The organism is Streptomyces sp. NPDC048269, assembly GCF_040652395.1.
Lineage (GTDB): Bacteria > Actinomycetota > Actinomycetes > Streptomycetales > Streptomycetaceae > Streptomyces.
In genome coordinates this window covers 152,746-164,589 of the sequence record NZ_JBEZLW010000009.1, presented here as the reverse complement: position 1 = coordinate 164,589, position 11,844 = coordinate 152,746, and the positions used below count along the sequence as shown (strand labels likewise).

General features: G+C 71.0%; 8 protein-coding genes and 2 pseudogenes. 2 read left to right on the top strand and 8 right to left on the bottom strand.

Features of this window, described 5'->3' with window-relative positions:
• Positions 1–162: 162 nt before the first annotated feature.
• From hpt to dacB, 4 genes are all read right to left on the bottom strand, one after another.
• Positions 163–723, bottom strand: a complete 561-nt coding sequence (gene hpt / locus AB0D48_RS13335; protein WP_362394741.1) for a hypoxanthine phosphoribosyltransferase — start codon at positions 721–723, stop codon at positions 163–165.
• Between the two features lie 64 nt (positions 724–787).
• The gene (gene tilS, locus AB0D48_RS13330; protein WP_362394738.1) at positions 788–1,846 is read right to left on the bottom strand and encodes a tRNA lysidine(34) synthetase TilS; all 1,059 of its coding nucleotides are present in this window, start codon (positions 1,844–1,846) and stop codon (positions 788–790) included.
• A gap of 212 nt (positions 1,847–2,058) precedes the next feature.
• Positions 2,059–3,198 carry a zinc-dependent metalloprotease gene (locus AB0D48_RS13325; RefSeq protein ID WP_362394735.1) on the bottom strand — a complete coding sequence of 380 codons (1,140 nt, stop codon included), beginning with the start codon at positions 3,196–3,198 and terminating at the stop codon, positions 2,059–2,061.
• Positions 3,199–3,236: 38 nt separating this feature from the next.
• On the bottom strand, positions 3,237–4,691 hold the full coding sequence (dacB, locus tag AB0D48_RS13320) for a D-alanyl-D-alanine carboxypeptidase/D-alanyl-D-alanine-endopeptidase (RefSeq protein ID WP_362394732.1): 1,455 nt from the start codon (positions 4,689–4,691) through the stop codon (positions 3,237–3,239).
• A gap of 161 nt (positions 4,692–4,852) precedes the next feature.
• Here dacB and AB0D48_RS13315 point away from each other — a divergent pair, with 161 nt between their 5' ends.
• Complete coding sequence (locus AB0D48_RS13315) at positions 4,853–5,347, top strand: inorganic diphosphatase (RefSeq protein ID WP_008742522.1); 495 nt, start codon at positions 4,853–4,855, stop codon at positions 5,345–5,347.
• 303 nt (positions 5,348–5,650) lie between these two features.
• The gene (locus AB0D48_RS13310; protein WP_362394729.1) at positions 5,651–7,291 is read left to right on the top strand and encodes a threonine/serine exporter family protein; all 1,641 of its coding nucleotides are present in this window, start codon (positions 5,651–5,653) and stop codon (positions 7,289–7,291) included.
• Between the two features lie 142 nt (positions 7,292–7,433).
• Here the strand turns inward: AB0D48_RS13310 and AB0D48_RS13305 are convergent.
• The 4 genes and pseudogenes from AB0D48_RS13305 to mrdA form a co-directional block, all read right to left on the bottom strand.
• Positions 7,434–8,072: pseudogene (locus AB0D48_RS13305) on the bottom strand (VTT domain-containing protein); the annotation flags it as partial.
• Between the two features lie 176 nt (positions 8,073–8,248).
• The gene (locus AB0D48_RS13300; RefSeq protein ID WP_362394727.1) at positions 8,249–9,007 is read right to left on the bottom strand and encodes a MerR family transcriptional regulator; all 759 of its coding nucleotides are present in this window, start codon (positions 9,005–9,007) and stop codon (positions 8,249–8,251) included.
• 114 nt (positions 9,008–9,121) lie between these two features.
• Entirely contained in the window at positions 9,122–9,634 is a 513-nt protein-coding gene (locus AB0D48_RS13295; protein ID WP_362394724.1) for a DinB family protein, read from the bottom strand.
• A 106-nt stretch (positions 9,635–9,740) separates the two neighbouring features.
• A pseudogene (gene mrdA / locus AB0D48_RS13290) lies at positions 9,741–11,810 on the bottom strand (penicillin-binding protein 2); the annotation flags it as partial.
• Positions 11,811–11,844: the final 34 nt, after the last annotated feature.

Genomic DNA, 11,844 nt, shown 5'->3' with positions numbered 1-11,844 from the left:
GCTGTGAGTAAAGACTGTTCTTCGGAATGTACCCCTGTATTGTCACCCGCGGCCTCGTGGGACGGCTGACAGACCCGCTTTCCCCTGCTCCAACGGCGGGAATCGCCCCCAGGTTCCCCAGAGCCCGCCGAGGCGCCCCGGGGCCGGTGAGCCGGGGCGGGATCAGCCGCCGTAGACGTGCGGGGCGAGCGTGCCGACGAACGGCAGGTTGCGGTACTTCTCCGCGTAGTCGAGGCCGTAGCCCACGACGAACTCGTTCGGGATGTCGAAGCCGACCCACTTCACGTCGATCGCGACCTTCGCGGCGTCGGGCTTGCGCAGCAGCGTGACGACCTCCAGGGAGGCCGGCTGGCGCGAGCCGAGGTTCGACAGCAGCCAGGACAGCGTCAGACCGGAGTCGATGATGTCCTCGACGATCAGGACGTGCTTGTCCTTGATGTCGGTGTCCAGGTCCTTGAGGATCCGCACCACGCCGGAGGACTGGGTCCCGGCGCCGTACGAGGACACCGCCATCCAGTCCATGGTGAGCGGGGTGGACAAGGCACGCGCCAGGTCCGCCATCACCATCACCGCGCCCTTGAGGACGCCGACGATGAGCAGGTCCTTGCCCGCGTACTCCGCGTCGATCTTCGCGGCCAGCTCGGCCAGCTTCGCGTCGATCTCTTCCTTGGTGATGAGCACCGACTGGAGGTCGCCGCCCATGTCCTTCTCGTCCACCCGCATCACTTTCGTTGTCGACCGGGGCTCCGGGGGTGCCCCCGGAGGACTCAGCCGTGTTTCAGCACCATCAGCCCTGCCGGATGACCAGTCTGCCACCCTGCCGCTGGGCCTCGACCCGGCCGGGCAGGTTGATGGCGCCCTGACCGCGCCATCCGGTGATGAGGCGGTCCACTTCCTCGATGTGGCGGGCGAAGAGCGAGCCCGACGGGGAACCCGCGGCGACCACGGCCCTGCGCAGCACCCGGCGGCGCACGGCCGGGGGCAGGGCGTACAGCTTGGCGCACTCCAGGCGGCCGTCCTCGTCCCGTACGCCGGTCTCCGCCTCGGCGGCCCAGGCGTCCAGGGCGTCCGCGTCGTCGCGGGAGAGCTGGGCGGTGCGGGCGAGCGCCTCGACGACCCCCTTGCCCAGCGCCTTCTCCAGGGCGGGCAGTCCCTCGTGGCGCAGGCGGGAGCGGGTGTAGGCGGGGTCGATGTTGTGCGGGTCGTCCCAGACGGGGAGGGACTGGACCATGCAGGCCTTGCGGGCGGTCTGCCGGTCGATCTGGAGGAAGGGGCGGCGGTAGCGGTGGCTGCGGCCGGGCCCCCCGGACACTTCCGCCATGCCGGAGAGCGAGCGGATGCCGGAGCCGCGGGCGAGGCCCAGCAGGACGGTTTCGGCTTGATCGTCCCGGGTGTGGCCGAGCAGCACGGCGGCGGCGCCCAGCCGGTCGGCGGCCTCGTCCAGGGCGCCGTAGCGGGCGTCGCGGGCCGCGGCCTCGGGTCCGCCCTCACGGCCGACGCGCACGGCGACGGACTCCACCGGGTCGAGGCCGAGGGCGGTCATGCGGGTGACGACCTCGGCGGCGCGCAGGTCGGAGCCGGCCTGGAGCCCGTGGTCGACGGTGATGCCACCGGCCCGGATGCCGAGCTTGGGTGCCTCGAAGGCGAGAGCCGAGGCCAGCGCCATGGAGTCGGCGCCGCCGGAACAGGCCACGAGGACCAGCGGCAGGGGCGCTCCCCCGCGGGGGAGCGCGCCGGGGGCACCCCCGGACCGGGTCTTGGGGAGGTCGGTGAGGTCGGTGAGGACGTCGTGGAGTGCGCGGCGGACCGCCAGGCGTATCGCCGCGACCGCAGGATGGGGACCCATGTCCGGTGCCCTTCGATGGTGTTCGGATGCCTCGGAGGCTTGGGGGTGCTGCCCGGTTGCCCCACAAGACGGGGGATGTCACTCAGAGTGCGTTGATGGTGACAGAACCGAGCCGTTCCCCGAGCATCGCACGCCCTTCCACGGCCCACGGTCCCTCGGACGGGTGATGCTGCTTCCCCCAGTGAGACATGTTTACGCCCCCTGCGTCACGCCTATTCGCTCTCTTCGCTCCCCTTGCGGTGGACTCGGGCCACCCAGTCCGCGGGCCTGGCGATCTCCGCCTTGGTCGGCAGTGTGTTCGGAGAGGTCCAGACCCGGTTGAAGCCGTCCATGCCGACCTGGCCGACGACGGCGCGCACGAAGCGCTCGCCGTCGCGGTACTGGCGCAGCTTGGCGTCCAGGCCGAGCAGCTTGCGCAGGGCGGCGTCGAGGCGGCCCGCCCCGCTGGCCCGGCGCTGCTGGAACTTCTCCCGGATCTCGGCCACCGAGGGCACGACCTGCGGGCCGACGCCGTCCATGACGAAGTCGGCGTGGCCCTCCAGCAGGGACATGACGGCGGTGAGCCGGCCCAGCACCTCCCGCTGCTCGGGGGTCTGCACGAGTTCGACGAGGGAGCGGCCCTCCTCGCCCCGCTCGGCGTCGGGGCGGGCGCCCGCGAAGGACTGCGCGGCCTCGCGGACGCGCTCCAGGACGGTCATCGGGTCCAGGTCGGTGGCGCCGAGGAACGTCTGGATTTCGCCTTCGAGGTGGTCGCGGAGCCACGGGACGGCCGTGAACTGGGTACGGTGCGTCTCCTCGTGCAGGCAGACCCACAGCCGGAAGTCGTGCGGGTTCACCTCCAGCTCGCGCTCGACGTGCACGATGTTGGGCGCGACGAGCAGCAGCCGGCCGCCGCTCGTGGTGGAGCCGGGCAGGTCACGGGAGACCGGCGCGAAGGTCTCGTACTGGCCGAGGACGCGGGAGGCCAGGAAGCTCAGCAGCATGCCCAGCTCGACACCGGTGACCTTGCCGCCGACCGTGCCGAGCACGGCCGCGCCGGGCGTGCTGTCGCGGCGCTCCTGCATCTTGCCGAGGAGCGGCTGGAGCAGCTCGCGGAACCCGGCCACGTTGGCCTTGACCCAGCCGGCCCGGTCGACGACCAGGACGGGGGTGTCGTGGACGGGCGTCCCGTCCTGGATCATCCGGGTGAACTCGCGTACGTGCCGCTCGGAGGTCCTGGCGTGCCCCCGCAGCTCCGCGACGACGGCCCTGGCCTCGTCCCGGCTGACCTCCGGGCCGGGCCGCACGAGCCGGGTCGCGGTCGCCACCGCGAGGTTCCAGTCGACCATCTCGGCACCACTGATGCTCGTCATGCGTCAACCGTACGTGGACCGGCTCTTCAGCGGACCCCCTACGGAGTGCTCGCCACCGCCGCGGCCAGCCTGTCGAGGCCCTTCTCGGCAGCCGGTCCGTCCGGGCTGTTCGCGGTCAGGAAGGCGAAGGCGAGGAGCCGGCCGGAGCGGTCGACGACGGTGCCGGCGAGGGAGTTCACGCCGGTCAGGGTGCCGGTCTTGGCGCGGACCAGGCCGGCGGCCGGGGAGCCGCCGGCGTTGCGGGTGCGCAGGGTCCCGGTGAACCCGGCGACGGGCAGTCCGGTGAGGACCGGCCGCAGCTCCGGGCGCTGTGGGTCGGCGGCCTTGGCGAGCAGCCCCGTCAGCAGGCCGCTGCTGACCTTGTCGGTGCGGCCCAGGCCGCTGCCGTCGGCGAAGCGGGAGCCGGACACGTCGACGCCGAGGGAGGCGAGGCGGGAGGTGACGGCCTTCTCTCCGCCTTCGAAGCTGGCCGGCTGGCCGGAGGCGAGGGCGGTCTGCCGGGCGAGGGCCTCGGCGATGTCGTTGTCACTGTTGGTCAGCATCCGCTCGACGAGGCCGCCGAGCGGGGTGGAGAGGGTGACGGCGAGCGGCTGGGCGCCGCCGGCGGCCTTTGCCCGCGCGGGCTGGCCGGTGACCTTGATGCCGCGCTCGGTCAGCAGGGCGGCGAAGGCGCGGGCGGCGTCCTGGGCCGGATCGTCGCTCCGGTCCACGGGCCCGGAGGTGGAGTCGTCGGGCCGGCCCTCGTCGGCCGCCAGGGCGGTCACGGCCGCGATGTTGGGGTTCTCGCCGATCGGGTGGCGGGCGGGGCCGGTGTAGAGGCTGTCGTCGTAGCCCACGCTCACGGTGTCGGTGCCGGCGGCCTTGAGGGCCTGCGCGGTGTCGGCGGCGAGGGCCACGAGGCTGCCGCCCGATCCGGCGGGTCTCTTCTTCTTGGCGGTGAGGGAGGGGTCGCCGCCGCCGACCAGGAGGATCTGCCCGGGAGCCGCGCCGGGCACGACCGTGGTCTTGATCCGGTGCTCGGGCCCGAGGGCGGCCAGCGCCGCCGCAGCCGTGGCGATCTTGATGGTGGAGGCGGGGGTCATCGCGTCCCGGGCTCCGGACTCGTACAGCACCTGCCCGGTGGCGGTGTCGACGACGGAGGCCGTACGGACGGTACCGAGGGCGGGGTCGGCGAGCAGCGGCCGCAGCACGGAGGCGAGGCCGTCGGAGGCGGCCGCCGCCTCGTTGCGCGGGGCGCCGGGACCGATCGCGCCGAGCACTCCGGGGGCGCTGGGAGCGGCCTGCGGCAGGGGTCCGGCACCGTGATCTGCGCCACCCGTAGGGCCCCAGGAGGCGGCCTTGTCCCGCTCGGCCTTACGCTGGCCGGAGTCCCAGGGACCGGAGGCGGTCACCACTGCCACCGACAGGGCGAGGCCGGCGACGGCCGAGCCCGCGATGAGCTGCCACGTCTTGACCAATGGCACCTCGGACCAGCCCCTTTCGCGATCACACATATGCGTGAGGGACACTTAACCACTGCGTCTTGCCGCGAGCATGGCACCCCACCCGGCTGGGGGTACCTCCCAGCGGTAGCTGGGGGAGGCTGGGCCGGACGCGCACGCAGGTGAATCAACGCAGTCTCGAAGCAATGAAGCTGATCATGGAGGAGCAGGACGTGGAGTTCGACGTCACCATCGAGATCCCCAAGGGTTCGCGGAACAAGTACGAGGTGGACCACGAGACCGGCCGGATCCGTCTGGACCGTCGCCTCTTCACCTCGACCAGCTACCCGGCCGACTACGGCTTCGTCGAGAACACCCTCGGCGAGGACGGCGACCCGCTGGACGCGCTGGTCATCCTTGACGAGCCGACCTTCCCGGGCTGCCTGATCAAGTGCCGCGCCATCGGCATGTTCCGCATGACGGACGAGGCGGGCGGCGACGACAAGCTGCTCTGCGTGCCGGCTTCGGACCCGCGTGTCGAGCACCTGCGCGACATCCACCACGTCTCCGAGTTCGACCGCCTGGAGATCCAGCACTTCTTCGAGGTCTACAAGGACCTGGAGCCGGGCAAGTCGGTCGAGGGCGCGAACTGGGTCGGCCGCACCGAGGCCGAGGCCGAGATCGAGGCCTCGTACAAGCGCCTCGAGGCTCAGGGCGGCCACCACTGAGCTCGCGCTCGGCGGTAACGGGCCGGGGGATTTCCCCGGGCCCCATGTGACATGGCGGGCGGTACCCCTGGCGGGGGTGCCGCCCGCTGTCGCGTTGCGGAGCCGGTGCCGCGCCCCGGCCCCGCGCCCGGAACGCCGGCCGGGCGGAACGTGCCGGCGGCCTGGGGCCCGGCTGAGCGGCACGGGGCTGGGGAGGCTCCGGCTGAAGGAGCCGCGGCCGGGCAGGAGCCGGGGGTGCAGGGGCGCGGGGGAGGAAACGGTTCCGCATACTGGTGGGGCGGGTGATCACGGACTGGAGGGCGCGTGGCGGAAGCCGATGGGGTGGAGGACCGGAAGCCCCAGTCCGACGAGGCGCGGAGCGCCTTCACACCACCGCCCGGAATGGAGCCGGACGTTCCCGAGGAGGATCAGCCCACCTCGGAATTCGCCCTTCCGGCGGGCGCCGAGACGGTCCACCCCGAGCCGGAGGGGTCGGCCTTCGCCACCCCGGCCACCTACAGCGCCGCGCACTCCCCGCCCGCCTACACGCCGGGCCAGGGCTTCCCCGTCGCCCGCCTGAAGGACTCCCCCTGGCAGGACCGCATGCGCACGATGCTGCGCATGCCGGTCGACGTACGGCCCGTACCGGACCTCGTGCAGCGGCAGACCGAGACCGGGCCCGCCGTGGGCCGCGTACTCGACCTGACCCTGCGCATCGGCGAGCTGCTGCTCGCGGGCGGCGAGGGCGCCGAGGACGTGGAGGCCGCCATGTTCGCGGTGACCCGCTCCTACGGGCTGGACCGCTGCGAGCCCACCGTCACCTTCACCCTGTTGTCGATCACCCACCAGCCCTCGCTGGTGGACCACCCGGTCTCGGCGAACCGGACCGTGCGCCGCCGCGGCACCGACTTCAACCGGCTCGCGGCCGTCTTCCGGCTGGTGGACGACATCAGCGCCCACGAGATCGACGTCTCGCTGGAGGAGGCCTACCGGCGCCTCGCCGAGATCCGCCGCAACCGCCACCCGTACCCCGGCTGGATGCTCACGGCCGCCGCCGGGCTGCTCGCCGGGGCCGCCTCCACGCTGGTCGGCGGCGGGGTGCTGGTCTTCTTCGCGGCGGCGCTCGGGGCGGTCCTCGGCGACCGGCTGGCATGGCTGTGCGCCGGGCGGGGACTGCCGGAGTTCTACCAGTTCGTGGTCGCGGCGATGCCGCCCGCCGCGATCGGGGTGGCACTGAGCATGACGGGGATCGACGTGAAGGCCTCCGCCGTGATCACCGGCGGGCTCTTCGCGCTGCTGCCCGGGCGGGCCCTGGTCGCGGCCGTGCAGGACGGCCTGACCGGCTTCTACATCACCGCGTCCGCCCGGCTGCTGGAGGTCATGTACCTCTTCATCGGCATCATCATGGGCGTGCTCGTCGTCCTGTACGTGGGCCTGCAGTTCGACGCCTCCCCGAGGCCGGAGGAGGTCCTGCAGATCCAGCAGCGGCCGCCGCTCCAGATCGCCGCCTCGATGGTGCTGGTCTTCACCTTCGCGATCCTGCTCCAGCAGGAACGGTCCACCGTGTGGATCGTGACCCTGAACGGCGGGGTCGCCTGGGTGACCTTCGGAGCCCTGCACTACGCGGGCGGCATCCCGCCCGTGCCGTCCACGGCCATCGCCGCCGGGCTGGTGGGCCTGTTCGGGCAGCTCTTCTCCCGCTACCGTTTCGCCTCCGCCCTGCCGTACACGACCGCGGCCATCGGGCCGCTGCTGCCGGGTTCGGCGACGTACTACGGGCTGCTGCTGATCGCCGAGAACCGGCTGAACGAGGGCCTCGGCTCACTGGTGAACGCCGCGGCCATCGCCCTCGCCATCGCGATCGGGGTCAACCTGGGGTCGGAGACCTCACGGCTCTTCATGCGCATCCCGGGGGCGGCCAGCGCCGCGAAGCGCCGCGCGGCGAAGCGGACCCGGGGCTTCTGAGGGGTACGAGAACGCCCCGGCGGCCCTGTCGGGCCCTCCGGGGCGGTCCGTGTGCCGTGCGGGCCGTACGGCCGTACGAGCGGCCCTAGCGCTTCGCGTGGCGGCGGCGCTGGCCCGGGGCCTGGGAGCCGTCGGCCTCGAAGGGCTCCTCGGCGGCCTTCGCCCTGTTCTCCTTGCGGGCCTTGAGGACCTCGAAGATCACCGGGATGAGCGAGATGAGGACGATCAGGACCAGGATCGCCTCGACGTTGTTCTTGATGAGCTCGATCTGGCCGAGCCAGTAGCCCGCGATCGTGATGCCCGCGCCCCAGCCGATGCCGCCGATGACGTTGTACGTGAGGAAGGTGCGGTACTTCATCGAGCCGGCGCCCGCGACCATCGGCGCGAAGGTACGGATGATCGGCACGAACCGGGCGAGCACGATGGCCTTCGGGCCGTGCTTGTCCATGAACTCGTGCGCCTTGTCCAGGTTCTCCCGCTTGAAAATCTTGGACTTGGGCCGGTTGAAGAGCTTGGGCCCGAAGAACTTGCCGATCATGTAGCCGACCTGGTCACCGATGATCGCGGCGGCCACGATCAGGGTGCAGACCAGCCACAGCGGCTGCTTGATGTACTCGCCGTTCGCGACCAGCAGGCCGGCCGTGAACAGCAGGGAGTCACCCGGCAGGAACGCGAAGAGTCCCGACTCCGCGAAGACGATGACCAGGATGCCGATCAGTCCGAAATGCGAAATCAGATAGTCCGGGGACAGCCACTCTGGGCCGAGCGCAAGCGTGTACACGGTTTCCGGACTCTCCTGGATCGGGGGGCATGCTGCGGGGGCGGGCGGTCTCAATTATCAACGCACACGACCCCCACCCGGTTCCAGAGGCCGGAGGGGGTCGTATGCGTGACGATTCGCCTACGCCTCGCGCAGGCCGCTCCACTATGCGCAGGCCCTCGAGCCCTGCGCGGCCGTTACGCCTTGCGCACCGCGTTCGCCAGGATCGCGTCCCGCACGAACACCGCCAGGCCCGGCCGGATGGCGTCGTAGTAGGCAGTGAACCGCTCGTCCGCGACGTACATCTCGCCGAGACAGGTGTGGATCTCGTACGTGCAGGAGTAGTAGGCGCCGTTGATCCAGCCGCGGTGCTCCTCGGCGAGGTCCATGGCCTCCTCGGAGTCCGCGGGCGTGCCGGAGTCCAGCAGGGCGGCGAGCCGCCCGTTGAGGTCCGCGGCCTGGTCCTGGATCCGCTGCCAGTCCTCCTTGGTGTACGAGGCCGTCCGGCGGGCCGACTCCTTGTACGCGTCCGTATCGCCCCAGCGCTGCTCCGTCTCCTCGGCGTACTGGTCGGGGTCGAAGTCCCCGAAGACCTCGAACTTCTGCTCGGGCGTGAGGTTGATGCCCATCTTCTTCGCCTCCATGGCGTGCTCAACGGCCTTGGCCATCTGCTGGAGCCGGGCGATCCGGTCGGACAGCAGGGCATGCTGCCGGCGCAGGTGCTCCCGCGGATCCGTCTCCGGGTCGTCCAGCAGGACCGCGACCTCGTCGAGCGGGAAGCCGAGCTCCCGGTAGAACAGGATCCGCTGCAGCCGGTCCAGGTCGGCGTCGTCGTACCGCCGGTGTCCTGCGTGGCTGCGGCCGCTCGGGGAGAGCAGGCCGATCTCGTCGTAATGGTGCAGGGTGCGCACCGTGACTCCGGCGAAACCGGCGACCTGGCCCACGGAGTAGCTCATCGCCTTCCGCTCCTCTGGTTGGGTACGCCCTTCACTGTGGGTCCTCACGCCACGTGAGGTGCAAGCCCCGGCCGCCGATCCGCCGGCCGGGGTGCGCCGGGAGCCGCCGGAGGGCTAGCCCATCGCCTTGGTGCCGTCGATGGATTCGCGCACGACGTCCGCGTGGCCCGCGTGCCGGGCGAACTCCTCCACCAGGTGCAGGAGCATCCAGCGCACGGACACCTTGCCGTCCTTGGGGAACCAGGGCGCCGGAGGGAGCGGGAAGGTGTCGTCGAGGCTGGGGACGGCGGCGACGAAAGCCTCCGCCTCCCTCACGACCCCGTCCCAGAAGGCCAGGACGTCCTCGATGCTCTCGCCCTCGGCCAGGCGGAAGCCCTCGCTCCACCTCTCCATGCTGCGTTGCCGCTCGTTCGGCCGCTGCTGGGCCAGCCGCAGCCAGACGAGCTCCACCTCGGCAACGTGCTTCAGCAGCCCCGAGAGGGACAGCTCGCTGGCACTGGGGCGGCTCGCGGCCTGCTCCTCGGTGAGCCCTCGGACCGACTCGCGCAGCGCCACGCGCTGGGCCTCGACGAAGGCGAGGAGCGTGCCGCGCTCGTCGCCGGGGACCTCGGTGGAAATCTGAGCCATGACCTGCCGCCTTCGGTGTTGGTGCTTCTCCTGCTGACGAGAACCACGCTACGGAGCCTTGCGGTCAATACCTGTCCTAATTGGACCCTCAGTTGGGAGTGTCCTCCCCGTCCGGACGAAGAGCGGGCAGCGCGGTCGCGGGCTGGGGCAGCAGGGCCTTGGAGAGGTCCTGCTTGCCGGTCGGATCGAGCCCGTACATCGCCTCGTATATCTTGCGGACGGCCGGGCCCGAGGCACCGGAGCCGGTGCCGCCCTGGGAGATCGTCATGACGATCGCGTAGTCCTCGGTGTACGAGGCGAACCACGAGGTGGTCTGCTTGCCCTGGACCTCGGCGGTGCCGGTCTTGGCGTGCATGGGGATCTGCTTCTGCGGCCAGCCGCCGAAGCGCCAGGCGGCGCTGCCGTTGGTGGCCACACCGGCGAGGGCCTCGTCGATGTCGTCGCGGGTCTTCTCGTCCATCGGCAGCTTGCCCTGCACCTTCGGCGCGAGCTCCCGGACCGAGCTGCCGTCGGCGCTCACGACCGCCTTGCCGATGCTGGGCTGGTGGAGCGTGCCACCGTTGGCGATGGCCGCGTACACGGAGGCCATCTGGATCGGTGTGACGAGGGTGTCGCCCTGACCGATCGAGTAGTTGATGGCGTCGCCCTCGCGCATCTGGTTGCCCTGGCGGCAGTTCTCGTAGGCGATCTTCTCGGCGAAGGTACCGTTCTTCTTGCCGTCCCGGCACCAGGCGGCCTTGTTCGCCTCGAAGAAGTCCTGCTTCCACTTGCGGTCGGGAATCCGGCCGCTCACCTCGTTCGGCAGGTCGATGCCCGTGGGCTTGCCGAGCCCGAAGTCGTGGGCGGTCTTGAAGAACCAGTCGTTCGGGGTCTTCTTCGGGTTGATGCCACCGTCCTTCTTCCACTCCTGGTCCGCGATGGAGTAGTAGACGGTGTCGCAGGAGACTTCCAGGGCCCGGCCGATGGTGATGTCGCCGTGGCCCTGCGACTCGAAGTTCGTGAAGGTCTGGCTGCCGACCGAGTACGAGCTGGGGCACGGGTAGCGGTTGTTGAACGGGTAGCCGGCGTTGACCGCGGCGGTCGAGGAGACCACCTTGAAGATGGAGCCCGGCGCCGCCTGGCCCTGGATCGCCCGGTTCAGGAGCGGGTAGTTCGACTCCTTGTCGGTGAGCCCGGCGTAGTCCTTGGCGGAGATGCCGCCGACCCAGGCGTTCGGGTCGTAGGTCGGGTTCGAGGCCATCGCCACGACGCGGCCGGTCTTGGCCTCCATGACGACGACGGCGCCCGCGTCCGCCTCGTAGTTCCGGCGGGTGTTCTTGTCGTACGTCTTGCGGGCATCGATCATCGCGTTGTTCAGCTCCCGCTCGGCGACCGCCTGGACGCGGGAGTCGATCGAGGTCACGACGTTCGAGCCGGGCTGCGCCTTGTCGGTCTGGCCCTGGCCCGTGACCCGGCCGAGGTTGTCCACCTCGTAGCGGGTGATGCCCGCCTTGCCGCGCAGTTCCTTGTCGTACGTGCGCTCCAGGCCGGAGCGGCCGACCTGGTCCGAGCGCAGGTAGGGGGAGTCGGAGTTCTTCGCCTTGGCGATCTCCTCGTCGGTGACCGGCGAGAGGTAGCCGAGCACCTGGGAGGTGTTGGCCCCGTCCGGCCCGGCGTAGCGGCGCATGGCGGTGGGTTCTGCGGTGATGCCGGGGAAGTCCTCGGCGTGCTCGTGGATCTGGAGCGCCTGCTCGGTGGTGGCCTCGTCGCTGACCGGGATCGGCTGGTAGGGAGAGCCGTTCCAGCAGGGCTGCTTGGTCTTGGCGTCGCAGAGCCGGACCTTGTCGAGGACTTCCTGCGGGTCCATGCCGAGGACGCCGGCGAGGCGGGTGAGGACGGCCTTGCCCTTGTCCTTCATCGCGAGCAGCTCGGTGCGGCTGGCGGAGACCACGAGGTGGGTCTGGCTGTCGGCGAGCGGGACCCCGCGCGAGTCGAGGATCGAGCCGCGCACGGCAGGCTGGACCACGCGCTGGACGTGGTTGTTCTTGGCCTCGTCCGTGTACTCCTGGCCATTGCGTATCTGGAGGTACCAGAGGCGTCCGCCCAGGGTGAGCAGGAGCGAGAAGACCACGATCTGGATGACGACGAGCCGGATCTGGACCCGAGGGGTCCGGCCGGTCTCGGGTATGTTGCTCAACTTGCACTCCCCCGGGCGGCGCCGCGTACGCCCG